This is a genomic window from Bradyrhizobium australafricanum, from assembly GCF_020329495.1.
Taxonomy (GTDB): domain Bacteria; phylum Pseudomonadota; class Alphaproteobacteria; order Rhizobiales; family Xanthobacteraceae; genus Bradyrhizobium; species Bradyrhizobium australafricanum.
This window is the reverse complement of sequence record NZ_JAGKJL010000027.1, coordinates 43,446-67,639: the sequence shown is the minus strand read 5'-3', so window position 1 is coordinate 67,639 and position 24,194 is coordinate 43,446. Positions and strand designations below refer to the sequence as shown.

The window sequence follows — 24,194 nt, the reverse complement described above, 5'->3', positions numbered from 1 at the left end:
CGACGTGATTCAACTATCGCCGCCATTATTTCGGAATTATCGAATGATGCCGCTGATTTGCCCGACATGTCAAGTGCCGTGTCGAACGCCCGTAGCCGCCGGCTACTTTGCATGGGGTTGTTTTCGATATTTCTGGCGGTGCGCTCCCGCGCCGGCTGGCTATCGCATCTGGCGCGCGACCTACGCCAGATGGCACGCCACGGAATGCCCGTTCCTGCCTTCCAGCAGCTCCGGCGCGCTCTGCCGGCAGCGCTCCTCGGCGATTGGGCATCTCGTGTGGAAGTGGCAGCCCTTGGGCGGATTCATCGGGCTCGGCACGTCGCCCTTCAGGCGGATGCGGTCGCGCTTCGCCTTGGGATCCGGCACCGGCACCGCCGAGAGCAGCGCCTTGGTGTAGGGGTGCTGCGGGTTGCGGTAGAGATCGCTGGCCTTGGCGAGCTCGACGATGCGGCCGAGATACATCACCGCGACGCGGTCGGAGATGTGCTCCACGACCGAGAGATCGTGGGCGACGAACAGATAGGTCAGGTTCAGCTCGGCCTGCAGATCCTCGAGCAGGTTGATGACCTGGGCCTGGATCGAGACGTCGAGCGCCGAGACCGGCTCGTCGCACACGATCAGCTTCGGCTCCAGCGTCAGCGCGCGTGCGATCGCGATGCGCTGGCGCTGGCCGCCGGAGAATTCATGGGGGTAGCGCCGCATGTGCTCGGCCTTGAGCCCGACCTTGACCAGGAGGCTCGCGACGCGGTCCTCGCGCTCGCTGGCCGAGCTCACGAGGTTATGGATGATGAAGGGCTCGCCGAGGATCGCGCCGACCGTCATGCGCGGATTGAGCGAGGCGAACGGGTCCTGGAACACCAGCTGCATGTTGCGCCGCATGGCGCGCAGATCGCCGCCGCCGAGGCCGGTGACGCTCCGGCCGTCGAACACGACCTCGCCCGAGGTCGGCTCGATCAGGCGCAGCACGCAGCGGCCGGTGGTCGACTTGCCGCAGCCGGATTCGCCGACGAGGCCGAGCGTCTCGCCGCGGTTGACCGAGAACGACACGCCGTCGACCGCATAGACCTGGCCGACCTCGCGCGAGAGCAGGCCGCCCAGCACCGGAAAGTGCTTCTTCAGATTGGAAACGCGCAGCAGCGGCTCGCTCATGACGCGTCTCCGAGGTGGCAGGCCATGCGGTGGCCGGGCGCGATCTCGCGCAGCCGCGGCTCCCTTTCGGTGCAGATGCTCATGGCGTATTTGCAGCGGGTGGCAAAACGGCAGCCGGGCGGCGGGTTGATCAGGATCGGCACCGAGCCGCCGATCGCCTCCAGCCGCGTCTTGTGCGCGGCGTCGAGATCGATGCGCGGGATCGAGCGGATCAGGCCCTGAGTGTAGGGATGGCCGGGATTGCCGAACAGTTCGTCGACCGGCGCCTCCTCCACCACCTTGCCGGCGTACATCACGACGACGCGCTGCGCGGTCTCGGCGACCACGCCCATCGCGTGCGTGATCAGCATCACCGCCATGCCGAAGCGTTCCTTCATGTCCTGCAACAGGTCGAGGATCTGCGCCTGGATGGTGACGTCGAGCGCGGTGGTCGGCTCGTCCGCGATCACAAGCTTGGGGCGGCAGGCCAGCGCCATCGCGATCATCACGCGCTGGCGCATGCCGCCGGAGAACTGGTGCGGATAATGATGCACGCGGCCCGCGGCGTTGGGGATCTGCACCAGCTTCAGCATCTCGATGGTGCGCTCGAGCGCCTGCTTCTTGGTCACCGCCTCGTGGCGGCGCAGGCTCTCGGCGATCTGCTCGCCGATGGTCAGCACCGGATTGAGCGAGGTCATCGGCTCCTGGAAGATGAAGCCGATCTCCTTGGCCCTGATGTCGTCGAGCTGGTGGCTGGTCAGCGGCACCAGGTCGCGGCCCTCGAAGATGATCTCGCCTTCGACGATCTTGCCCGGCGGCATCGCGATCAGCTTCAGGATCGACATCGCGGTGACGGTCTTGCCGCAGCCGGATTCGCCGACCACGCACAGCGTCTCGCCGCGGTTGATGCTGATGTCGACGCCGTCGACCGCCTGGAGGATGCCGTCGTCGGTGGTGAAATGGGTTTTCAGGCCCTTGATGTCGAGCAGCGCCATCAGATCACCTTGCGAGCGTCGAGCGCGTCGCGCAGCCCGTCGCCGATGAAATTGATGGCGACCACCGCGATGAAGATCGCGCCACCCGGGAACAGCGCCCAGTGCGGGCCGATGTCGAGAAAGTCCTTGGCGTCATAGAGGATGCGGCCCCAGGTCGGCGTATCCGGCGGGAAGCCGAGGCCGAGGAACGACAGCGTCGATTCGGCGATGATGGCGGCGGCGACGTCGATCGTGCCGGCGATGATCACGGGTCCCAGCGCGTTGGGCAGGATGTGGCGCACCACCTGGCGCACCGGACTCGCGCCGAGCGCGCGCGCCGCCTCGACGAATTCCTTCTCGCGCAGCGACAGGAACTGGGCGCGCACCAGGCGCGCGACCGGCATCCAGCGCAAGCCGCCGATCACCAGTACGATCAGGATGAAGATGCCGCCCTCCGGGCCGAACATCGCCTTCAGCCCGTCGCGGAACAGATAGATCAGCATCAACAGCAGCGGCAGCTGCGGCAGCGACAGGAACAGATCGGTCAGCCACATCAGCGCGTAGCCGAGCGCGCCGCGCGACATGCCGGCGAGCGCGCCGATCAGCGTGCCGACGAACACCGAGACCAGCATCGCGGCGAGACCGACCGCGAGCGAGATGCGCCCGCCATAGATCATGCGGGCGAGCAGGTCCTGGCCGAGATCGTCGGTGCCGAACGGGTGCGCCAGCGAGGGGCCCTGCAGGCCGGCCACGACGTCCATGTCGCTGATCGAGACGCGCCAGACGAACGGACCGATCACGACGGCTGCGATCAGCAGCAGCAGCAGCACGGCGCTGACCACGGCCGGACGGTGCCGGCGGTAGCGCCGCCAGGTTTCGCGCCAGGGCGAATAGCCGCGCCGCTCAGCGGAAGGAGATGCGAGGGTCAAGCCAGCCATAGAGGACATCTGCGATCAGGTTGAACAGCACCACGAGACACGCGAAGACGAAGGTCACGGCCATCACGACCGGCGTGTCATTGGCGAGGATGGAGGAAATCAGCAGCGAGCCGATGCCGGGAATCCGGAAGATCTGCTCGGTGACGATGGCGCCGCCGAACACGGCGGGCATTTGCAGCGCAATCAGCGTGACGACCGGGATCATCGCGTTGCGCATCACGTGTTTGACGATCACCTTGGCTTGCCCGAGCCCCTTGGCGCGGGCGGTGGTGACATAGTCGAGCCGGATCACGTCGAGCATTGCCGAGCGAACGAAGCGGGTCATCGACGCCGCCTGGAACAGGCCGAGCACCATCACCGGCATGATCGCCTGCCGGATCATCTCCAGCAGCCAGGGAATGCCGCTGCCCGGCACGTCGGTGTAGACGAAGGGCAGCCAGTCCAGCTTCACCGAGAACACCAGGATGAACAGGATGCCGGTGAAGAAGGTCGGCAGCGAGAAGCCGATGAAGGCGAAGGTGTTGGCGAGCTGGTCGAAGATCGAATAGGGCCGGGTGGCGGCATAGACGCCGACCGGGATCGCGATCAACAGCGCCAGTAGCTGCGCCGAGCCGATCACGTAGAGCGTGGTCGGCAGCCGCTGCAGGATCAGCGTGTCGACATTGATCCGGCTGACAAAGGAAAAGCCCCAGTCGCCTTGCGCCATCGCCGCGAGCCAGTGCAGGTAGCGAAGATAGATCGGGTCGTCGAGGCCGAACTTGGCGCGCAGCGCGGCCTGTACCTCGGGCGGCACGTTCGGATTGGTCGCGAGCTCGCTGAACGGATCGCCCGGCGCGAGCGCCAGCACCACGAACAGCACGAGCGAGATCCCGAGCAGGCTCGGGATCGCGATCATCAGGCGACGCAGGATATATTGACTCATCGAGAGATCATCTAACTAACGCTCGCACCTTGAGCACGTTGATCTTGCTTCCAGTCGAAAGGCGAGCTTCACCTCGCCCCGCGTGCGGGGAGAGGTCGGAATTCAAGCACGGCTTGAATTCCGGGTGAGGGGGACTCTGCACGAACTCATCTTTCACGGTGTTTGCTGCGAAAGCCCCTCACCCCAACCCTCCAAGAGCGAGCTCCGCCCGTCTCGACCCCGTAAGAACGGGGAGAGGGAGAAGATGCACCTACTCAAACTCCGAATCTGTCCCCGTGTCTCAGGTTTCACGATACCAGTCTTGCAGATTGTCGGTCTGGTTGGCCCAGCCGGAGAGCGCGGGCCGCACCGTGTTGGAGCAGGCTTCCACTGCGAGGCGGTGCATCACCGGGATCACCACCGTGTCCTGCCACATCAGATCGTTGCACTTGATGTAGAGCTCGGCCCGCTTGATCGGATCGGTCTCGGTATCGGCCGCCTCGATCGCGGCGTCGAAATCCTTGTTGACCCAGCGCGGGAAGTTCTGCCCTTGCCACTTGTTCTCCTTGGTCGCGACATTGCGCGACAGATAGCGGCGCATGTGCAGGCCCGGGTCGGGTTGCGTCATCGGGATCTGGAACATCTCGATGTCGGCGTAGAACTTGGAATAGGTGTCGGGGTTGGCGACGTCGGAGGAGAAGAACACCGAGGCCACCACCGACTTCAGCTCGACGTCGATGCCGGCCTTCTGGCAGGCCTGCTTGACGATCGCCTGGGTCTTCTGCCGCGGGCCGTTGATCGAGGTCTGGTACAGCAGCTTCAGCTTCTTGCCGTCCTTCTCGCGGATGCCGTCGGAGCCGACCTTCCAGCCGGCCTGTTCGAGCAGCGCGCTCGCCTTCTCGACCGAGAACTCCCATCTGGTGTTCTTGGAAACGAACTCCTCGGGGCCGTTGAGATAATTGGCGGTGGCGCGGCCGGCGCGGCCGTAGATCACCTTCTTGACGGAGTCGCGGTCGACCAGCAGCGCCAGCGCCTTGCGCACCGCCGGATCCGACAGGATCGGATGCTTGGTCTTGATCGACGAGCGTTCGCCGTCGACCTCGGTGTTCGGGTCGGTGAAGTTGATGGCGATGAATTCGATGTCGCCGCCGACTGCATAGAGCGTCTTGCCCTTGCCGCCCTTTTCCAGCCGCAGCAGCACCTCGTCCTCGACCTGGATGTTCCAGGCGAAGTCATATTCGCCGGTCTGGATCACCGCGCGCGCCGCCGACACCGCATCGCCGCCGCCCTTCATCTCGATCGTGTCGAAATAGGGCCGGTTCGGCATGTGGTAATCGGGGTTGATCTCGCCGCGCACCAGATCGCCCGGCTTGAACTCGACGAACTTGTAGGGGCTGGTGCCGACCGGCTTCAGATTGTTCGGCGCCTCGCGCGACTTGCTGCCCTTGTACTCGGCGAACAAATGCTTTGGGATGATGCAGCCATAGGCGCCGACGAACGCATTGGCCCAGAACGGCGTCGGATCCTTGAACTTGATGCGGACCGTGAGGTCGTCGACCTTCTCCACGGTCATGCCGGAATAGGTCCCGCTCGAGACGGCTGCGGTCGCGGGGTCGGTGGCATATTCCCAGTTGAACACGACGTCGTCGGCGGTGAAGGGTTTGCCGTCATGCCATTTGACGCCGGGCTTGAGTTTCCAGACCACCGACTTGGCGTCTTTGGAAAGCCCGCCGTTCTGGATCGAGGGGATTTCGGCGGCGAGGATCGGGTTGAGATGGCCGTCGACGTCCCAGCTTGCCAGCGGTTCGTAGAACAGTCGCGAGCCGTCCTGGTCCTTGGTGCCGGTGGCGAAGTGCGGATTGAGCAGGGTGGGGCCCTGCCACCACAACAGCTTCAGCGGACCGCCGCCGCCGCGCTTGGTCGGCTTGTAGGGATTCGGGCTCTGCGCCATCGCGACGCCGCCGATCGCAAGGATCTGGTTGGCCATCGGCGCGGTGAGGCCGACGGCAATCATTCGCTTGACGAAGGCGCGGCGATCCATCCGCCCGTCCTTCACGTCGTCGATCATGCCACGCAGATTCCTGTCGAACATTGTCCCCTCGGTCCGGCTCAATTGGTTATTGCGGCGGGCCGTGGAACCGGCCGCCGTGTTGGCGGCAGGATGGCACACCGAATGACCGCGAAGGTCAACGCCTCCCGCCCTTCAGCGCCTAGGTCTTTTGGCTATCGCTTGTGCAGAACCTCCCCTTGCCGCACACCGGTTCAGCAGATCGGCGCCAAAAGCGCGCCCTTGCGCGCCTCGCAGTGCGGAAAATTTGTTCGTTATCCTTTGTTCCGAGATGCTTTTTTGCCACGCAGGCCGGAGTTCGCGTCTGAAGCGATCCCTCCGCAAACTCGTCATGCCCGGCCTTGTGCCGGGCATCCACGTCTCCGTTTCCGCGTGAGAAAGTCGTGGTTGGCCGGGACAAGCCCGGCCATGACGATGGGGATATGCGATTGCTTGATCCCGGAGAGCAGGTCCGGCCCGCACACGCGGTTCTCAGGCGATCGACATGTCCAACGGCGGTGCAACATTCGCCGGCAGCGGACTGACATAAGGCGTTCTTGTGGTCCGCTTCTTGAGGTCGGCCTTGGCGGCCGCGATCAGCTCCGGCTCCATCAGCGCCTTGACGCCGAGGCCTGCCATCGCCTTGGCGGCCTGCACCATCGCCTTGTGCGCGGCCGGCGTCTTGCCCTGCGCCACAACCTGCCAGGTGTGGAACGGCGTGCCGATTGCAACCGTCGGTGCATGGACCTGCACGGTCGGCACCACCCAGCTGACGTCGCCGACGTCGGTCGAGCCGATCAGCGGATTGCGCGTGGCGTCGATCGGCACCAGGAAATCGGCGAGCGGCCGGTCGGTCGGCTCCATGCCGATCGCATAATAGACCGAAGCGATGTCCTTGTCGGTCAGGGTCGCGCGGATCTTGCCAGCGAAATCCTTGTCGGCATCGTCGAAATGCGGGGGGCCGAGCTCTTCCATGATCCGGTGCAGCGTCTGTTCCAGCGGCGTGTTGGGCAGGATGTTGGAGACCGCGGAGATGATCTTCATCTCCACCTTGGTCTCGGTCATCAGCGCCGCGCCCTGTGCGATCTTGTGCACGCGCTCGACCAGCTCGTTCATGCCGGGCAGGTCGCGGGCGCGGATCGAATAGCGCACCCGGGCATGGGCCTGCACCACGTTGGGCGCGATGCCGCCGGTGTCGAGCAGTGCGTAGTGCACCCGGGCGTCGCTCGGCATGTGCTCGCGCATGTAGTTGACGCCGACATTCATCAATTCCACCGCATCGAGCGCGCTGCGGCCGAGATGCGGCGAGGCTGCCGCATGCGAGGTGCGCCCGATGAACGTGAAATCGGCGCGGGTATTGGCGAGCGACGGCGTCACCGCCACCTCCCAAAAACTGTGCGGATGCCAGGTGATGGCGATGTCGGCGTCCTCGAACGCGCCACAGCGCACCATGAAGGCCTTTGCCGCGCCGCCTTCCTCGGCAGGACATCCGTAATAGCGCACGCGCCCCGGCACCTTGTTGGCGGCCAGCCAGTCCTTCACCGCGGTCGCGGCGAGCAGCGCGGAGGAGCCGAGCAGATTATGTCCGCAGCCATGGCCGTGGCCGCCGCTTTCGACCGGGCGATGCTCGGCGATTCCGGCCTCCTGGCTGAGCCCGGGCAGGGCGTCATATTCGCCGAGGAAGGCGATCACCGGGCCGCCTTCGCCCCATTCGCCCATCACCGCGGTCGGGATCTCGGCGACGTTCTCGGTGATGCGAAAACCCTGATGGCGCAGTTCGGCCAGATGTTCGGCGGATGAGCGCGCCTCGGTGTAACAGACCTCGGGCATCGCCCAGACCCGGTCGCTCAATTCGATGAAACGCGGCTTGATCGCGTCGACGCCGCGCCAAACATCACTACGGTTGTCCATTTGCTCCGATCCCTTAACGCTAGAGCATGATCCGGAAAAGTGTGAAGCGGTTTTCCGAAAAGATCATGCTCAGACAATGAGCCGAAGCGCGATGATCTCATCGCGCTTTGGGCAATCTGAAGCGCGAAACGCTAGCAGCTTGTCGCGACGCCGCCTAGCGCGCGCCGGCAGACCTGCATTTCCGAATGTCACGTCTTGGTGTGCAGAAATGTTTCTGCGTCAGGCGACGCTGAGCCGCTCAAGGCCTTTCCAGTCGAAGGCGATGCCGTGCCCCGGGCGATGATCGGGCGCGATCGCCATGCCCTGCTCCAGAACCAGCGGGTGCTCGATATAGCGGTCGAGGCCGAAGCCGTGCGCCTCGAGATACGACCGGTTCGGGCACGCAGCCAGCAGATGCACGGTGATGTCATGCGCGCCATGGCTGGTGACGGGAATATTGAAGGCCTCGGCGAGCCGGGCGACCTTCATGAAGCTGGTCACACCGCCGCAATTGGTGACGTCGGGCTCGGCATAGGACAGCGCGCCGCCGGCGATATACGGCTTGAACTCCCACAGGCTGCGCAGGTTCTCGCCGGCCGCGATCGGCACGCCGCCGGCCTGCACGATGCGGGCGTGTCCCGCGACGTCGTCCGGAATCGTCGGCTCCTCGAGCCAGGTCAGGTCGAACGGTTGCAGGGCGCGCGCGGCGCGGATCGCTTCCTCGACGGTCCATTTCATGTTGGCATCGGCCATCAGCGGAAACTCGTCGCCGAGATGGCCGCGCATCGCCTTCACGCGCGCCACGTCGGACGCAAGGCTCGGCCGGCCGACCTTCATCTTGATGGCGCGAAAGCCCTTGGCCAGATTGTCGTCGGTCTGCTTCAGCAAACCATCCAGTGGCAGATCGAGGTCGATGCCGCCCGCATAGCAGGGCACGCGGCGGTCGAAGCCGCCGAGCAGCCGCCACAGCGGCAGCGATGCCCGCCGCGCCTTGAGGTCCCACAACGCGATGTCGAGCGCGGACAGCGCCAGCACCGCCGGGCCGCCGCGGCCGCCATAATGCAGCGCCCACCACACCTTGTGCCAAAGCTGCTCGGTGTCGTCGGCCTCCATCTCGCGCGCGATCTCGGTGATTTCGCGGCTCAGGATATCGGCGATGGCGCCGCCATTGCGGCCGACCGTGTAGGTGTAGCCGGTGCCTTCGGCGCCGTCGGCATCGCGGGCGCGGATCGTGACGAGCTCGAACGCCTTGATCTCGCCATGCGTGCTGTCGCTCAGCACCACCGGGAGCGGGATCTTGTAGAATCCGATGCTGAGGTCCTTGAGGATGGCCACGCCGGAACTCCTTGTCATGGGACGAATGCAATGCGCGGGCACACGATCTCAAAAGCCCCGGCTGCCTGCAACCTTACGCCTGCGAATGTCTGCCTTGAGCGATTAGTCTGCCTTCCTCTATGATGTGGCTCGCGAGGACGTGGTCCGACCATGGATGATGCAATTCCGTCTCTGTTACCGAGAAACTCGGGCCACCAGTTCGTGATCTATGCCGATGCCTGCTCGGGCGTTCCGGGTGCGCCGCATGAGCGCACCTTCGCGTCGGTGAACGACGTGGTGCGCCGGCTGCATCCTGCGCCCGAATTCATTCTGTTCCCCGGCGACGAGATCATCGGCCTCACCGCCGATGCCGACGCGCTGCGCGCGCAATGGCGGCATTGGTTCGAGGTCGAGATGTCCTGGCTCGACCGGCGCGCGGTGCCGCTGTGGCACACGACCGGCAACCACACCACCTATGACGAGATGAGCGAGGCGGTGTTCCGCGAGGTGCTGCAGCTGCCGCGCAACGGCCCGCCCGGTCAGGAGGGGCTGTCCTACTGGGTTCGTCGCGACGATCTCGTGATGGTGTTCGTGCACACGCTGTGGAGCGGCCTCGGCGGCGAGGGGCATGTCGAGACCGACTGGCTGCAAGCCGTCCTCGGACAGCACAAGGACGCCAGGCACAAGCTGGTGCTGGGCCATCATCCCGTGCACGCCATCAATGGCTACAGCGGCAGCTATCAGCGCGAGATCGGCCACGAGTACCGCGAGCGGTTCTGGGATATCCTCGTCCGCGCCGATGTCACCGCCTATCTGTGCAGCCACATTCTCGCATTCGACGTCCAGGTTCATCGCGGTGTGCTGCAGGTCTGCACGGCGGGCGCCGGCACCACGCACCGGATGCCCGAGGGCGTCGAGTATCTGCATTGCGTGCAGGCCGCGCTCGATCAGGATGGGTTCCGTTATCAGGTGCTCGATACCGAAGGTGTGGTGCGCGAGCAGCTGGCATGGCCGCTGCCATCGCTGGACCAGGCCGCGTGGTCGCCGCTGCCGCGCGGGACCAGCCCTGCACCGCTGTCGGGGACATTGGCGCCCGCGACGGTCATCGCGCTGAAACTGGCGGGCCGCACCGCCGCGCCACAAACGCTGCTCTGCACGCCCGCGCCCGGCGTGATCGCACCGCTCTGGCTTGGCTTGCGCGGGCCGAATCAGACGCTCACCTTGATGCTTGGACGCGAGCGTGGACGCAGTCCCTATTACTGGATCGGTCCCGATCTCGGTGCCAACAGCGATTTCAACCTCGACATCGCCTTCTATCGGACATGGGACCGGGCGGCGTGCTGTGGCGACGCAGCGGTGACACGCGCTGGACGTCGTGCGCGGCGATATCGGCAACGGGGCTGGAGCGGTTCGCATGGCCGGCGGTCTGGAACGTCGGGTGCGGCGAGGGTGGGCCGGATGACAAGCGCTATGCCGGACCACGGCTCGAGATCGCTATTTCCGTCATCGCATTGTAGTTAATCGCGCCCGGGCCGACGCGCTGGACGTCGGCGCTGCGGCTGATGCGGGCTTCGACGCCCGCATTGCGGTCGCATTGGCTCCAATGAATGGCCATGGAAAAATCAGACGTCAGCCAAACTTCGCGCGTAGGTTTTATCGCTTGCTGACCTCGAAAAGGAATCGACCATGCGCAATCTCACAGCATTCGTCACTGTTGCCGCGCTCGTCCTCGGAACGCCCGCCTTGGTGCAAGCGCAAGGCACGCAACCCAATGCGCCGCCGCAATCATCTGATCAGTCCACTGTCATCCGGAGTATACAGGTCGTCGACATCAAGGACCTCAAGCCCGAGATGCGATCGAAGATCGAGGATGCGATGGCAAAGACCAAGGAGGACGACATCCAGTCGCTTCGGAAGTCGATTGACGCGACACCGCAGGCGGTCTCCGCGCTCAAGGCCAAGGGCCTGACTTCGTCGCAGGTCGTCGCTATCAACATTGCCGATGGCGTGCTGACGATGTTCGCCAAAACAGCCTGACCAGGGTCAGCGAATGTCGGTATCGGTGGTTGGACCTCCCCGCGGTCACCGATGCCAACAACTCCCGCAGCTGGCGCTGCGGGAGTTTTCATTTCTGATAGGCGCGGCCCGTCCAATGGACCTTCACCGGGGAGAGCGATCAGTCGGGCTCGTTGGGCCTGGTACGTTCCGCGCGTTTCAACTCGCGATCGATCAGCGTGGAGACGCGCCGCCGCGCCAGCAGGTCGAGCCGCGCGCGCGTGGTGCCTTGCCTGGTCTTGCCGTTGATGTCGAACGACCAGGCCCAGAGGTCGGGTTCGATGTTGGTGAGTGTGTATTGAATGTCCCGATGACGACCGATCAGCTTCTTCATGCCGTTTCTTCTTGTTGGCTGAAGATTGCATAGCCAGATCGTGAAGGCGTCTGTATCCGGTCGAATACTGAGTCGGGTGTCCGCAGGGCGGAATTTTCCAAATCGCTGATTTGGGGTTGCTGTGCAGTGGCTGCGTGAAGCAGACGAGTGCGCACGAAAGATTCGCAGTCGTCCTGGCGAAGGCCAGGACCCATTACCCCAAGTGCGCAATGTTGCGCGACGCTAGGGCCACGATCTCGTTCACTGTCAAATGCGGTGGTTATGGTCCTGGCTTTCGCCAGGACGACAATGACGAGTCCTGCCTGCAACATCCGCCGCAGCGTACGGGTCCCTGCTTTCGCAGGAACGACGGGTGGAGAAATCTCAGCTCAGCGTCACTGCAACAGTCATCCCACCCCTCACAAATTTATCACCCCGCGCCGCGCGGCATGGGCGACGGCATCGGTGCGGCCGGTGGCGTCGAGCTTGTCGAGCAGCGAGCCGACATGAAACTTGGCGGTGTGGACGGAAATCCCGAGCCGCTGTGCGATCATCTTGTTGGACGCGCCTTCCGCCAGCAGCGCCAGCACGTCGAGCTCGCGCGGCGTCAGCTCGAAGTCGCCGCCCGCGGCCTCGCGGTTGCGTGCGACGACCGCAGCCGTGGCCTGTTCGCCCGGCGCGGCGAGCCGCAGGCCGGCGACGCTGCCGAGCAGGGTCGCCAGCCGGTCGGCGAGGACGGCGTCGTCGACCTCGAGCGCGATGACGATGTCGTTGGCCGGCTCACCGCTCACGTCTCGGGCCTCTCGCCGACTGTCACCTTGAAGTTCAGCGGCTCGCCGCCGCGATGCACGGTGAGCTCGACCACCGTGCCGACGCTCTGCGGTCCGAGGCCGCGCGACAGCGCGCGCACGCCGGACAGCTTCTCGCCATTCACGGCAATGATCACGTCGCCTTGCCGGATGCCGGCGGCGGCCGAGGGGCCGGCCTTGTCGACGTTCATCACCATCGCGCCGAGGCCGTCGTCGAGACGGACCGGCTGCAATCCGACGCCAAGATATCCGCGCGCGATGCGGCCGCTCTTCTCGAGCTGGCCTGCGACCCGCTCGATGGTCGTAGCCGGGATCGTCAGCACGCGGCGCGGGCCGAGCACGGCCATGCCGAACGGCTCGCCCGCGGCGTTCAGCGCGAGGCCACCCTGCTGGCTGTGCCGCAGCCGGACGTCGAGCTCGATCCGTGCATCGATTTCGCCGCCGCGCAGGCTGCGCCAGGCCGGGCCGGACAGTGCGACGATGCCGAGCCGCGCGGTCGGCGCGCCCCGGTCGGCGGCGACGATCACCGCGAGCGATCCCAGCGCGGGGCTGCCGGTCGACAGCTTGACGGGGGCGACATCGCCTTCGACGCGCAGCAGCGCGACGTCGGTGGTGTGGTCGCGTCCGACGACGGTCGCTGGCCTGCGGCTGCCGTCGGCGAACTGGATTTCGATCTCGCCCTCGTCGGCCAGCGCTTCATCGGCGGTGACGATCAAGCCCGCCTTCCAGACAAAGCCGGAGGCGCGCGCGCGATGCGAATGCACGGAGACGATGGCGGGCGCAGCGCGCGCAATGGTCTCCGCAAAAGCTGATGACAGCGATGACAGGATATTCGGTTCGGTCATGGGAAACTCCGTTGGCTTCCCTCAATCTGGGATGTCGCGGCTGACGGCGATACTGGCCGGATGGGCAGGGCGTGGCCGGGCCGCCCGGAACCGCCGCTCAGCTCAGCCGCTGCAGGGTCGCCTTCGGGCTCTCGCCGAACTTGGCGCGGTAGGCGCTCGCCATCCGGCTCAGATGGGTAAAGCCGAGGTCGAATGCAATATCGACGATGCGCTCGCCTGGCCGCGCCGTCTTGAGGCGGGCGTTGAGATGGGCGAGGCGGATGTCGAGCAGCATCTCGGACACGGTGGTGCCGAAGTGACGGCGGAAGCCGAGTTGCAGCGCGCGGATGCCGGTGCCCGCGATCTCCGCGAGCTCGGCGAGGTCCATCGGCTCGGTCGCCCGGCTCTCCAGATAGGCGCGTACGCGTTTCAAGGCGGCCGGCTGGGCCTCGGTGCGGCCGTTGAAGACATCGATCGCCGAACTCAGGCTGTGCTGCTGCTCGTTGAGCAGGACATTGAGAAACGATTCGCGCCAATCGGCCGCCGCGACCGCCGACAAAGTCTTGCGCGGCCCGAGCTGCTCGGCGGCCGTGACAAGCTGCTCGATCCTGGCCGAGAGCGTCTGCCCGAGTGGGCCGCTCAGCGCGACGGCTGGATCGAACTCGACCGGCCTCACCGCCACGCCGCCAAGCGCCGCGGCGCGATGCTCGACCAGCTTGCGGTCGAGCAGCAAGATCAGCTGGGCGCAGTCGCCGCGCCAGGTCATCTCGGTCGGAATTGTCGGCGACAGCAGCGAGGCGGTGTGCCGTGGTCCGGTGGTCAGTTCGCGCGCGGCGGTGCGGATCGCGGCCGAGCCGGACAGCGGCATCTGCAGCAGGAAGAAGCGGTCGAGGCAGCCGGGATTGATCGCGACCGATCCGCCATAGGCGACATAGTTGACGGAGAAGCCGTCGAAGTCGGCGCAATTGTGATGCGCGGAGAAATCGCTCGCGGAATGATCGACCGGCGTCAGATCGTGCGGACAGAAGATGCGGCCGATCGCTTCCGCCGCGTCATCGACGCGCGCCGTCGCGACGCGTGCGAAATCCTTGAGCCTTGCGCTTGCCGGATTTGCGCTTGCCGAAACCTCGTTGCCAACAGCAGTCACGACGGCCGTCCGGAGTTGTTTGAGGTCTAAAACATCAAGCAGCCTAGAGCATCCCGCGGTAAAGGGGAACGCCGTTTCGTCGTGCAATCTGCCCGATCGGCGGTCAGGACGATGCGACGGCATTGGGCAGCAGCCGGCCGGCGCAACGCTCCCGCATTGCAGCATGAACGTGCCGGGTGTGGATTCGTTTATCGGCTAGACAGCCTCACCGGCCGGCGACAGGCTCCGTGCCGGCACTGCGCATCAAAACTGGAGAGGCTGACATGGGCACGCTCGAAAAAGGCATTACCCGAACCGGCACCGGCTACGGCGGCAAGACCTGGAATATCCTGGGCCAGGTCTACTATCCGAAGGCGGTCACCGACTCGACCTTCGCGTTCGAGACCAACAGCGATCCCGGCCAGTTCGTGCCGGTGCACATCCACCCGACCCAGGACGAGTTCATCCTGGTGCAGGAAGGCGTGCTCGACCTCAAGCTCGACGGCGTCTGGGTGCAGGCCAAGGCCGGCGACCTCGTGCGCATGCCGCGCGGCATCCCGCACGGCTATTTCAACAAGTCGGACAAGCCGGCGCGGGCGCTGTTCTGGGTGTCGCCGATGCAGAAGCTCGAGGCGCTGTTCGAGAAGCTGCACAATCTGCAGGACCCCGCCGAGGTGGTGCGTATCTCCGCCGAGCACGAGGTGGACTTCCTGCCGCCGGAAGCCAACGACTAGCCCGGCGGTCAAACAGACAATACGCACACGAGGCGGCAATCGCCGGAGCTGGACTCCGGCGATGACGGGGACGCGTGCGCTTAACGAAATTGGACCTGTTCATTCAATTCGGAGCGGTTTCATGGTCAAGCAGAAGCATGTGTGCGTCATCGGCGCCGGCATTTCCGGGCTCGCCGCCGGCAAGGCCTTTGCCGGTCGCGGCCACAAGGTGACCATCATCGAGCGCAGCGGCGATCTCGGCGGCGTTTGGGAGCCGGCGCGCTCCTATCCCGACGTGCAGACCCAGAGCCCGAAGGAGCTTTATCGCTACACCGACAAGGCGATGCCGGAGTCCTATCCGGAATGGCCGAAGGGTCCGCAGGTTCATGCCTACTTGCGCGACTATGCCCGCAGCCACGGGCTCGACGGCGCGATGCGGTTCGACACCAAGGTCGAGACCATGACGCGTCGCACTGACGGCAGGCCGGGCTGGACGCTGGCGCTGCGCTCGACCGACGGCGCCACCGGCCACGAGGATTTCGACTTCGTCGCGGTCTGCACCGGGCAATTCAACGAGCCGCAGGCCCTGCCGCTGGCCGGCGAGGACGGCTTCAAGGCGCAGGGCGGGCAGATCCTGCATTCATCGCAATACGGCGATCCAACGCTTGCCAAGGGCCGCAAGGTGGTGGTGCTCGGCGGCTCCAAATCGGCGACCGACATCGCGGTGAATGCGTTCAATTCCGGCGCCAGCGAAGTCACCATCGTGTTTCGCGAGCCGGTCTGGCGGATTCCCTATTTCGTCGGCGGTCTCGTCAACTTCAAGCGCATCCTCTACATCCGCGCGCAGGAGCAGATGTTTGCCAGCTGGGGCATCGGGCCGATGGCACGCCTCGCGCATGTGGTGGCAAAGCCGTTCGTGTGGGCGAACTGGCGCGGGCTCGAGAGCATGTTGAAGATGCAGCTCAAGCTGAAGCAGTGCGGCATGGTGCCGAAGGAGCGGATCGAGGACGGCGTCAACTGCTCGGTGCCGATCGCAACCCCCGGCTTCTATCCGATGGTCGCCGACGGCCGGATCAAGGCAGTGCGCGGCACCTTTGACCATTACGACGGCAAGACCATCGTGATGAGCGGCGGCCAGCGCGTCGCGGCCGACGTCGCGGTGCTCGCGATCGGCTACAAGCTCGGCGTGCCGTTCCTGCCCGAGGAGTATCAGAACAAGCTGGTCGAGCCCGACGGGCAGTACCGGCTCTACCGGCTGATCGCCAATCCCGATCTGCCCGACATGGGCTTTGTCGGCTTCAATTCGAGCTTCTGCACCGTGCTGTGCGCCGATCTCGCCGCGAACTGGCTGGTGCGCTATGCCGACGGCCAGCTGGCGCGGCAGCCGAGCGCGGCCGAGATGCACGACAACATCGCGATGATGCTGAACTTCAAGCGCGTCGAGCGTCCGGCAGCGGGCGTCTATGGCGGATTATGCGTCGCGCCGTACCACTTCAAGCATTTCGACGAGCTGCTGGCGGACATCGGCACCAAGGCGTCGCGCCGCAACCCGCTCGTCGAAAAGTTCACGCCGCCGGACGCGGACGCCTATGCCCGCTTCCTCGCGACTGCGCCAGCATACAGAGCGGTGGCGTAGAGCATCACGGGATTGGGGCGAGCAGCAAGGGCGCTGCGCTCCCTCTCCCCGTTCTTACGGGGAGAGGGTTGGGGTGAGGGGCCGTCCCCGCATCTGCGGTGATAGCTGCGTTTGTGGAGACTCCCCCTCACCCGGAACGCATCTAATGATGCGTTCCGACCTCTCCCCGCACGCGGGGCGAGGTGAAACGGAGGCCGCTAATCGCGGCCGGCGTCGAGGAAGGCCTGCGCCAGCCGCTCGGGGTTGGAGAAGCACAGCTCGTGGCTGCCCGGCACCTGGACCAGGCGGAACAGCCCGAGCTTCTCAGACAGCCGCGGATGCCAGGGCAGGCTGTGCGGCATCGCGGTGTCCTCCGTGCAGTTCACGTAGGACTTCGCGATCGGCATCTCGGCGGGATTGCTGCGCAGCGCGATCTTGTCCTGGAAGGTCTTCAGGGGATGCGGGTTGAGCTTGTCATAGGCGTGCTGCGCCGTCTCGAGATCGGCGTCGTTGATGAACGCCTCGCGCCAGATCGGGAACGGCAGCACCACCGAGCCGTCGCCGCGCTCGGCGTGGATCGCATCGAACAGGCCGCGATAGTGCGGCGGCACCATGTCGTTGAGGCACTCGCCATTGTTCGGGACAAAGGCGTTCCAGTAGACGAGGCGGCGGATGCGGTTCGCGGCGGCGTCGGCAACGCCGGTGATGACCATGCCGCCATAGCTGTGGCCGACCAGGACGATGTCCTTGAGGTCATGCTCGGCGAGATAATCCACGATCGACTGGATCGCCTCGGCGAGGCCGGAGTCCTTCCGGTCGCCGGGCCGGTTACCCCTGATGGTCGGGGTGTGGACGACATGGCCGGCCTTGCGGATGGCGGCCGCAACCGGCTCAAACTCGGCGCCGGTATGCCAGGCGCCATGGACGAGAACATAGGTCGACATGTTGTACCTCCCTGTCTGGATTGCCGCGTCCGGACGGCCCGGGATACGCGCAGGTTTCATCCGCTTCCTGATGGATATTGACCTGGACCCGCGGAACGCGCTTGGCTGTGAGCGAACCGGACTGGGCTCGGAGTGAACTGATGCAGCAAATCGCCGCCGCGGATCGCTCGCGCAGGCTGAGCTGGAATACCGCGGACACCAGGCCCGGCGAGCAGTTCGCGTATTACCGCGAGGCGATCTGCCAGGCCTTCATGAACCTGACGCCGGCGACGCCGGGCTTCCTCGCCCGCGTCGAGACCGTTGGGCTCGGTGATGGCGCGGTCAACCGGGTCAGCTTCCCGGAGCATGTCGTGCGGCGCTCCGCTGCCGACATCGCCGCGTCCAGCCGGCGCTGCTACTACCTCAATCTGAAGCTCGCCGGCCGCTGCCGGATCCAGCAGGCGGGACGCGAGATCAGCCTGTCGCCGGGGCAGGTCGGAATCTTCGACAGCGGCCAGCGCTTCGCGCTGCTGCACGACCGCGGCCCGGCGCTGCAGGTCGCCTCGTTCTGGGTGCCGGCCGAGGCGCTGGATGAACGGCTGCCGACGGCGCCCGAGGTCGCGCCGGCGCGGGTCTCGGATGATCCCTTCGTCGGCCATCTCATCACCGAGACGGCGCAGGTTCTGAACACATCCGCCCTCCGTGCTTCGGATGCGGACAACGCGCGGCTGTTCGGCGTGCTGCTCGATCTGGTCGCGCTCAGCCTGTCGCGCAGCGGCCGCGCCGGCGTCGCCGAGAGTGCCGGCCTTGCCGATGCGACGTGGCTTGCGCTGCGCCGCGCCGTGGACGGCAGGCTGCGCGAGCCCGGGCTCGGCGTTGCCGCCATTGCGGCTGCGATCGGCATCAGCGAGCGCTATGTCCACAAACTGTTCGAGCGCGCCGGCACGACATTCGCCAGCCATGTGATGGACCGCCGCCTCGACGGCGCCGCGCGCGATCTGAGAGATCCCGCGATCGCCGGGCGCGCGATCGGCGACATCGCGTTCGACTGGGGCTTCTCCGACCTGTCGCATTTCACGCGGCGCTTCAGGCACCGCTTCGGCTGCACGCCGCGCGACTGGCGCCGCGGCTGACCAACGCTTCGGAAATCGCCATGGCGCAGCCGTTCACCTACCAGGTCAGCCCGATGCGGGTCGTGTTCGGGGTCGGCACGGTCGCACAGCTGGCGGCCGAGCTCGACCGGCTCGGCATCAATCGCGCGCTGGTGCTGGTGAGCCGGCGGCAGCAGGCCGAACTCGGCGATCTCGCCGACCTGACCGGCGGCCGTGTGGCCGGATCGTTCGACGGTGCAGTGGTGCATACGCCGGTCGCGGTGACAGAACGTGCGATGGAGATCGTCCGCGAGCTCAAGCCCGACGGCGTGGTTGCGATCGGCGCCGGCGCCGCGACCGGCCTCAGCAAGGCGATTGCGCTGCGCACCGACCTGCCGCAACTGATCGTGCCGACCAGCTATGCCGGCTCCGAGATGACGCCGGTGCTCGGCGAGACCGTCGGCGGCGTCAAGACCACGCAATCGTCGCCGAAGATCCTGCCCGAGGCCGTGATCTACGACGTCAACCTGACCGTCTCGATGCCGGCGAAATTCTCCGCGATCTCCGGCCTCAACGCCATCGCACACGCGGCCGAGGCGCTGTACGCGCGGGACGGCAATCCGATCACCTCGCTGATGGCGGAAGAGGCGATCGCGAAGTTTGCCTCGTCGCTCCCCGACGTGATCGCGCGGCCGAACGATCTCGAGGCGCGCTCGGACGCGCTCTATGGCGCGTGGCTGTGCGCAGTCTGTCTCGGCACCGTGGGCATGGCGCTGCATCACAAGCTCTGCCACACCGTCGGCGCGCTGTTCGACTTGCCGCATGCCGAGACCCATGCGGTGCTGCTGCCGCATACCATCGCTTACAACACGCCGGCCGCACGCGATCCAATCAGCCGCGCGGCGAGGGCGCTTGGAGCGGCTAACGCCGCCGACGGCCTGTTCGATCTGTCGGCAAGGCTCGGCGCGCCGCGCTCGCTCGCCGAGATCGGCATGCCCGAGGACGGCATCGCAAAGGCGGCCACGCTCGCCACCAAAAATCCTTACTGGAATCCGCGACCGATCGAGGAGAGCGGCATCCGCGACCTGCTGAAGCGCGCGTGGTCCGGCGCGCGGCCGCAAACCGGATGATCAGACCCCGATCGCGTTGCGCGCGATCACGTCACGGTAGAACGCCGCGCTCAATTTCGGCACCCGGGCCTGGGTCTCGAAATCCACCCGGTACAGGCCGAAGCGCTTCTCGTAGCCAAAGATCCATTCAAAATTGTCCATCAGGCTCCACAGGAAATAGCCGTGGACCGGGACCCCGTCGGCGGTCGCGCGCTGCAATTGCGCAAGGTAGTTGCGCAGGAACATGATGCGGTCGAGATCGTAGATCTGCCCGTCTGGATGCACCTTGTCCTCGCCGGACGTGCCGTTCTCGCTGATATAGATGCTCTTGATGTTCCACAGCTTGGCGGCGATCCGCGGCGCCCAATAAATCGTCTCCGGCGCGATCCGCAGCCATTCCGAGCTCATGTGCGGGAAGGAAGCCGGCATCGGCAGCGGCTTCCAGCCGGGGGCATGGTCGGTCGCAAGGATGTAGCATTGCGGCGCGTAGATGTTCAGCCCGACGAAATCATTGGGCTGCGAGATGATCTTCAGCTCGTCCGCGGTGAACTTGGGCGCATCCGCGCCGGCATATTGCAGGAAGCCTTCGGTGTATTTGCCTTCGAGGACGACGCCGAGAAAACCTGCGTTGAGCTCGCGGGTCGCGGTTTCGGTGGCGCGGATGTTCTCCGGCGTGTTGAAGGCGGGCACGCAGGCGGTGATGTTCTCGGCCGGCCCGACCCGCGTGCCGGCACGGCCCTTGGCGCGGATCGCCTGCACCGCAAGGCCATGCGCCAGCGCCACATGATGGCGCGCCTGGTTTACCTCGCCCGCCGGCAGCTTCAGCCCGGGGGCGTCGACGCCGAGCGCATAGCCGAAGGGGAGGAAACGTCCGACCTCGTTGAGGGTGAAGACGTTCTTCACGCGGTCGGTCAGTCGCTGCGCCACGTAGCCGGCATAGTCGCCGAATGCCTTCGAGGTGTCGCGCGAGCGCCAGCCGCCGACGCGGTTCTGCAGCGCCTGGGGCAGGTCCCAGTGATAGAGCGTGGCGTAGGGCTCGATGCCGTTCGCCAGCAGCTCGTCGACCAGACGGTTGTAGAAGTCGAGGCCCTTCGGGTTCGGCGTACCAGCGCCATCGGGAAATACCCGAGGCCAGGCGATCGAAAACCGATACGCCTTGGCGCCGAGATCCTTGATGAGGCGGACGTCCTCCTTGTAGCGGTGATAGTGGTCGTTGGCGCGGTCGCCGGTCGAGCCGTCCTCGATCTTGCCCGATGTATGGGTGAAAGTGTCCCAGATCGATGGGCCGCGGCCGTCCTCATTGACCGCGCCCTCGACCTGGTACGACGAGGTTGCGGTGCCCCAGACGAAGCCCGTGGGAAAGTTCGTGCCGTCCGGCCGTGACGCACGGTTTGCAGCCTCGGCAGGGCCGGTCAAACCGAACGCCGAGAGGCCTGCAAGGCCCGCAAACTGCCGGCGCGAGAACTTTCCGAACATTGCTGTCTCCCGTCGCCGAACGCTGCGGTTGGAATGCGGGCCGTAGGTTAACCTTCCATCCCGCCGTTGAGCAACAAGGGTCAGCAGGCCCAAGCGCCGTGGCGAGCGACGCACCAATCAATGCGAACCATTGTGATGTCAATGTCGCGGAGTTGTCAGTTTTGTGGCGACATTTTCTCTACTAGATTGCCTGCTACGTCCTTCCGCAATGACATCCGAATATCCCCGAGATCCCGGTGAGCTGCGCGCGATGAACAAGCCTGCAACCCATGTCCGAAGGGCGCTGCTGCGTCGTCTTGCCACTGCGATCGGCTTGGCTTTGGCGATGGCCGCAAGCGCGCAGGCCGAGCAGACATTCTCGTTCGACCACACGCCCGGAAAGCTGCCGAAGACGGTCGTCCCGTTGCATTACGCGATCGAGCTGACGCCTGATATCACGGGCCTCGCTCTGCCAGGCGTCGAGACCGTCGACATCGAGGTGCGCGAGGCGACCGCGCAGCTGACGCTGAACGCCGTCAACACGACATTCGCAGAGGTTACGATCGATGACGGCGCGCAGCGCGCGGAGGTCGCGACCGACGCCAGCGCGCAGACCGCAACGTTGACCTTCACCAGGCCGCTTGCGGCCGGCCGCCACAAGCTGCGCATCGCCTTCACGGCGCAGATCAATAAATTTGGCACCGGCCTGTTCTCGGTCGACTACCCGACCAGGACCGGGATCAAGCGGATGATCTCCAGCAAGCTGGAGCCGGCCGATGCAAGGCGGATCTTCCCGTGCTGGGATGAGCCGTCGTTCAAGGCGAGCTTCGCGCTCACCGTCGTCATTCCGCGCAATTTGCTCGCAGTCGGCAACATGCCCGTGACCAGCGAAGAGCCGGTCGCCGGCGATCTCAAAAAGGTTGCGTTCGCACCGACGCCGAAGATGTCGAGCTATCTGTTCGTGCTCACGGTCGGCGAACTCGAGCGCGTCACAGCGGATGCCGGCGGCGTCACGGTCGGCGTGGTGACGACGGAGGGCAAGAGTGGGCAGGGCCAGTTTGCGCTCGACAGCGCGGTGAAGCTGCTCGCCTATTACAACGACTATTTCGGCGTCAAATATCCGCTGCCGAAGCTCGACCTGATCGCCGTTCCCGGCGGGTTCGGCGGCGCGATGGAGAATTGGGGCGGCATCACCTTCTTCGAGAGCCGGCTGCTGTTCGATCCCGCGACGTCCGCCGAGACCGCGCGGCGCGGCATCTTCGCCATCATCGCGCACGAGATGGCGCATATGTGGTTCGGCGATCTCGTCACCATGGCGTGGTGGGACAATCTCTGGCTCAACGAGGGTTTTGCCAGCTGGATGGCAACCAAGGCCTCGGAGCAGTTCTATCCGCAGTGGCAGGGCTGGCTGAACGGCTACGGCGCGAAGCAGTTCGCCATGGTGCTCGATGCGCGGCGCACCTCGCATCCCGTGCAGCAGCCGATTGCCGATCACAGCGAAGCCGTCACGGCATTCGACGCCATCACCTACAACAAGGGGCAGGCATTGATCCGCATGCTCGAGACCTATCTCGGCGAACCGGCGTTCCGCGACGGCATCCGCAAATACATGGCCGCGCATGCCTACAGCAACGCGACGACCGCCGATCTCTGGCAAGCGCTCGAGAGTAGCGGCGGCAAGACTATCACCGGTATCGCCGCCTCCTTCACCGAGCAGGACGGAGTGCCGCTGGTCGTGGCCGAGACGGACTGTGCTGGCGCCGCGCAACGGCTGACCTTGCGGCAGGATCGCTTCGTGGTCGCGCCGGCCAACAATCCGCCGCTGCCGGCCCGCAACTGGCAGATCCCCGTTGCGGTCGGACCGGCGCATGGCAAGCCGTTTGGCGAGATATTGTTGAAGGGGAGCACCGATATCCCGGCCGGCGCCTGCGGCGATGCGATCAAGGTCAACCTCGGCGACGTCGGCTACTTCAGGGTCGAGTACGGCCCGAAGAACCGTGCGGCGTTGCTGAACGCATTCCCGCAAATGCAGGTCGCCGACCGTCTCAATGTAGTTACCGACAGCTGGGCGCTGGTGCAGGCGGGCCGTGCGGAGGCGCCGTCCTATCTCGCGCTGCTCGATGCCCTCGATGCCGGTGACCATCGCGCGGTGTGGGACCAGGTGATCTCGACATTCGCCACGCTGAACCGGCTGTCGCGCGGCCGCACCGAGCGGCCGGTGATTCAGGCATATGCCCGCGCCAAGCTGCGCCCGGTGTTCGATCGGATCGGATGGGACGGCGCGGGTTCAGGCGACGATGACACTGCGTTGTTGCGTGCTAGCCTGATCTCGACGCTTGGCGACCTCGGGGATGCAGCCATTGTGGCGGAAGCGAAGCGGCGCTTTGCAGCATTCTCCGCTGATCCCAATTCGCTTCCGACCGCATTGCGCGATGCCGTCACCCATGTTGTCGGTTTGACCGCGGATCGGGCGACCTACGACCAGCTGCTGGCGCTGGCGCGCAACAGCACGGCGACCAATGAACGGCTGCGCTATTATCTCGCGGCGGCAAGCGCCCGCGATGCCGAATTGGCGCGGGCGACGCTGGCGTTGACGCTGACCAACGAATTGCCTGATACGATCGTGACGGGGATGATCAACGCGGTTGCGTCCGCCGGCGAGCAGCCGCAGCTCGCCTGGGGCTTCGTCCGGACCAATTTCGATACGTTGCTTGCAAGGCAGGGGCCGAACTTCCGCGACCAGTTCGTGCCTAACTTCATGACCAATTTTAACGATGAGGCGCACGCGGCGGAACTGGCCGCGTTTGCTCCGTCGCAATCGACCACCGGCGGACGTGTGATGGTGGCGCGATCGGTGCAGGCGATCGCGATCTCGGCCGATCTTGCCGCGCGCGTGCTGCCCGCCGCCGACGCCTGGATCAGGGCGCACAAGCCGTGAGATCGCGAAGCAGTTTCCGGCGGCGCGCGAT

General features: G+C 65.6%; 20 protein-coding genes. 7 read left to right on the top strand and 13 right to left on the bottom strand.

Annotated elements, in window-relative coordinates; genetic code table 11:
• Nucleotides 1–180: 180 nt before the first annotated feature.
• The 7 genes from J6525_RS23660 to J6525_RS23630 form a co-directional block, all read right to left on the bottom strand.
• Complete coding sequence (locus J6525_RS23660; RefSeq protein ID WP_057019236.1) at nt 181–1,149, bottom strand: ABC transporter ATP-binding protein; 969 nt, start codon at nt 1,147–1,149, stop codon at nt 181–183.
• Nucleotides 1,146–2,126: an ABC transporter ATP-binding protein gene (locus J6525_RS23655; RefSeq protein ID WP_225646536.1), complete on the bottom strand. Its 981-nt coding sequence runs from the start codon at nt 2,124–2,126 to the stop codon at nt 1,146–1,148. Before J6525_RS23655 ends, J6525_RS23660 begins: the two co-directional genes overlap by 4 nt.
• Nucleotides 2,123–3,040, bottom strand: coding sequence for an ABC transporter permease (locus J6525_RS23650; protein WP_028334911.1), 918 nt, complete (start codon nt 3,038–3,040; stop codon nt 2,123–2,125). The genes J6525_RS23655 and J6525_RS23650 overlap by 4 nt, the downstream gene beginning before the upstream one ends.
• Nucleotides 3,006–3,962: an ABC transporter permease gene (locus J6525_RS23645; protein WP_016842735.1), complete on the bottom strand. Its 957-nt coding sequence runs from the start codon at nt 3,960–3,962 to the stop codon at nt 3,006–3,008. Before J6525_RS23645 ends, J6525_RS23650 begins: the two co-directional genes overlap by 35 nt.
• Nucleotides 3,963–4,242: 280 nt before the next feature.
• Nucleotides 4,243–6,033 carry a peptide ABC transporter substrate-binding protein gene (locus J6525_RS23640; protein ID WP_057019238.1) on the bottom strand — a complete coding sequence of 597 codons (1,791 nt, stop codon included), beginning with the start codon at nt 6,031–6,033 and terminating at the stop codon, nt 4,243–4,245.
• Between the two features lie 447 nt (nt 6,034–6,480).
• Entirely contained in the window at nt 6,481–7,899 is a 1,419-nt protein-coding gene (locus tag J6525_RS23635; protein WP_225646505.1) for a M20 family metallopeptidase, read from the bottom strand.
• A gap of 219 nt (nt 7,900–8,118) precedes the next feature.
• Nucleotides 8,119–9,231, bottom strand: a complete 1,113-nt coding sequence (locus tag J6525_RS23630; RefSeq protein ID WP_225646504.1) for a mandelate racemase/muconate lactonizing enzyme family protein — start codon at nt 9,229–9,231, stop codon at nt 8,119–8,121.
• A gap of 132 nt (nt 9,232–9,363) precedes the next feature.
• Between J6525_RS23630 and J6525_RS23625 the strand changes: the two genes are divergently transcribed.
• A complete protein-coding gene (locus J6525_RS23625; RefSeq protein WP_225646503.1) occupies nt 9,364–10,713 on the top strand; it encodes a metallophosphoesterase family protein in 1,350 nt (449 codons plus the stop codon).
• Nucleotides 10,714–10,878: 165 nt separating this feature from the next.
• Nucleotides 10,879–11,229, top strand: coding sequence for a hypothetical protein (locus J6525_RS23620; RefSeq protein WP_057019241.1), 351 nt, complete (start codon nt 10,879–10,881; stop codon nt 11,227–11,229).
• Between the two features lie 139 nt (nt 11,230–11,368).
• Here J6525_RS23620 and J6525_RS23615 read toward each other — a convergent pair whose 3' ends face one another.
• The 4 genes from J6525_RS23615 to J6525_RS23600 all read right to left on the bottom strand — a co-directional run bounded on the left by J6525_RS23615 (nt 11,369) and on the right by J6525_RS23600 (nt 14,340).
• Nucleotides 11,369–11,581, bottom strand: coding sequence for a hypothetical protein (locus tag J6525_RS23615; protein ID WP_092081677.1), 213 nt, complete (start codon nt 11,579–11,581; stop codon nt 11,369–11,371).
• A 398-nt stretch (nt 11,582–11,979) separates the two neighbouring features.
• Nucleotides 11,980–12,351 carry a response regulator transcription factor gene (locus J6525_RS23610; RefSeq protein ID WP_057019243.1) on the bottom strand — a complete coding sequence of 124 codons (372 nt, stop codon included), beginning with the start codon at nt 12,349–12,351 and terminating at the stop codon, nt 11,980–11,982.
• Nucleotides 12,348–13,214, bottom strand: a complete 867-nt coding sequence (locus J6525_RS23605) for a S1C family serine protease (protein ID WP_092081679.1) — start codon at nt 13,212–13,214, stop codon at nt 12,348–12,350. Before J6525_RS23605 ends, J6525_RS23610 begins: the two co-directional genes overlap by 4 nt.
• 97 nt (nt 13,215–13,311) lie before the next feature.
• On the bottom strand, nt 13,312–14,340 hold the full coding sequence (locus J6525_RS23600; protein ID WP_092081681.1) for an AraC family transcriptional regulator: 1,029 nt from the start codon (nt 14,338–14,340) through the stop codon (nt 13,312–13,314).
• Nucleotides 14,341–14,603: 263 nt separating this feature from the next.
• Between J6525_RS23600 and J6525_RS23595 the strand changes: the two genes are divergently transcribed.
• Entirely contained in the window at nt 14,604–15,053 is a 450-nt protein-coding gene (locus J6525_RS23595) for a cupin domain-containing protein (RefSeq protein WP_050386854.1), read from the top strand.
• Between the two features lie 121 nt (nt 15,054–15,174).
• Complete coding sequence (locus J6525_RS23590) at nt 15,175–16,668, top strand: flavin-containing monooxygenase (protein WP_225646502.1); 1,494 nt, start codon at nt 15,175–15,177, stop codon at nt 16,666–16,668.
• Nucleotides 16,669–16,865: 197 nt separating this feature from the next.
• Here the strand turns inward: J6525_RS23590 and J6525_RS23585 are convergent, their stop codons facing one another.
• Nucleotides 16,866–17,591: an alpha/beta hydrolase gene (locus J6525_RS23585; RefSeq protein ID WP_225646501.1), complete on the bottom strand. Its 726-nt coding sequence runs from the start codon at nt 17,589–17,591 to the stop codon at nt 16,866–16,868.
• A 140-nt stretch (nt 17,592–17,731) separates the two neighbouring features.
• Between J6525_RS23585 and J6525_RS23580 the strand changes: the two genes are divergently transcribed.
• Both J6525_RS23580 and J6525_RS23575 read left to right on the top strand, forming a co-directional pair.
• Complete coding sequence (locus J6525_RS23580) at nt 17,732–18,703, top strand: helix-turn-helix domain-containing protein (protein ID WP_225646500.1); 972 nt, start codon at nt 17,732–17,734, stop codon at nt 18,701–18,703.
• A gap of 20 nt (nt 18,704–18,723) precedes the next feature.
• The gene (locus tag J6525_RS23575; RefSeq protein WP_225646499.1) at nt 18,724–19,791 is read left to right on the top strand and encodes a maleylacetate reductase; all 1,068 of its coding nucleotides are present in this window, start codon (nt 18,724–18,726) and stop codon (nt 19,789–19,791) included.
• Here the strand turns inward: J6525_RS23575 and J6525_RS23570 are convergent, their stop codons facing one another.
• Nucleotides 19,792–21,246: a GH1 family beta-glucosidase gene (locus J6525_RS23570; RefSeq protein WP_225646498.1), complete on the bottom strand. Its 1,455-nt coding sequence runs from the start codon at nt 21,244–21,246 to the stop codon at nt 19,792–19,794.
• Between the two features lie 250 nt (nt 21,247–21,496).
• On the opposite strand from J6525_RS23570, the gene J6525_RS23565 reads away from it, so the two are divergent.
• Complete coding sequence (locus tag J6525_RS23565) at nt 21,497–24,163, top strand: M1 family metallopeptidase (protein ID WP_225646497.1); 2,667 nt, start codon at nt 21,497–21,499, stop codon at nt 24,161–24,163.
• The last annotated feature ends 31 nt before the right edge of the window (nt 24,164–24,194 follow it).

Excerpts from the sequence above, each read along its gene's own strand:
- J6525_RS23580 (WP_225646500.1), top strand. The coding sequence starts at position 17,732 with ATGCAGCAAATCGCCGCCGCGGATCGCTCGCGCAGGCTGAGCTGGAAT.
- J6525_RS23635 (WP_225646505.1), bottom strand. The coding sequence starts at position 7,899 with ATGGACAACCGTAGTGATGTTTGGCGCGGCGTCGACGCGATCAAGCCG.
- J6525_RS23620 (WP_057019241.1), top strand. The coding sequence starts at position 10,879 with ATGCGCAATCTCACAGCATTCGTCACTGTTGCCGCGCTCGTCCTCGGA.
- J6525_RS23595 (WP_050386854.1), top strand. The coding sequence starts at position 14,604 with ATGGGCACGCTCGAAAAAGGCATTACCCGAACCGGCACCGGCTACGGC.
- J6525_RS23650 (WP_028334911.1), bottom strand. The coding sequence starts at position 3,040 with ATGGCTGGCTTGACCCTCGCATCTCCTTCCGCTGAGCGGCGCGGCTAT.
- J6525_RS23570 (WP_225646498.1), bottom strand. The coding sequence starts at position 21,246 with ATGTTCGGAAAGTTCTCGCGCCGGCAGTTTGCGGGCCTTGCAGGCCTC.
- J6525_RS23585 (WP_225646501.1), bottom strand. The coding sequence starts at position 17,591 with ATGTCGACCTATGTTCTCGTCCATGGCGCCTGGCATACCGGCGCCGAG.
- J6525_RS23645 (WP_016842735.1), bottom strand. The coding sequence starts at position 3,962 with ATGAGTCAATATATCCTGCGTCGCCTGATGATCGCGATCCCGAGCCTG.
- J6525_RS23640 (WP_057019238.1), bottom strand. The coding sequence starts at position 6,033 with ATGTTCGACAGGAATCTGCGTGGCATGATCGACGACGTGAAGGACGGG.
- J6525_RS23660 (WP_057019236.1), bottom strand. The coding sequence starts at position 1,149 with ATGAGCGAGCCGCTGCTGCGCGTTTCCAATCTGAAGAAGCACTTTCCG.
- J6525_RS23615 (WP_092081677.1), bottom strand. The coding sequence starts at position 11,581 with ATGAAGAAGCTGATCGGTCGTCATCGGGACATTCAATACACACTCACC.
- J6525_RS23605 (WP_092081679.1), bottom strand. The coding sequence starts at position 13,214 with ATGACCGAACCGAATATCCTGTCATCGCTGTCATCAGCTTTTGCGGAG.
- J6525_RS23590 (WP_225646502.1), top strand. The coding sequence starts at position 15,175 with ATGGTCAAGCAGAAGCATGTGTGCGTCATCGGCGCCGGCATTTCCGGG.
- J6525_RS23575 (WP_225646499.1), top strand. The coding sequence starts at position 18,724 with ATGGCGCAGCCGTTCACCTACCAGGTCAGCCCGATGCGGGTCGTGTTC.
- J6525_RS23565 (WP_225646497.1), top strand. The coding sequence starts at position 21,497 with ATGAACAAGCCTGCAACCCATGTCCGAAGGGCGCTGCTGCGTCGTCTT.
- J6525_RS23630 (WP_225646504.1), bottom strand. The coding sequence starts at position 9,231 with ATGACAAGGAGTTCCGGCGTGGCCATCCTCAAGGACCTCAGCATCGGA.
- J6525_RS23625 (WP_225646503.1), top strand. The coding sequence starts at position 9,364 with ATGGATGATGCAATTCCGTCTCTGTTACCGAGAAACTCGGGCCACCAG.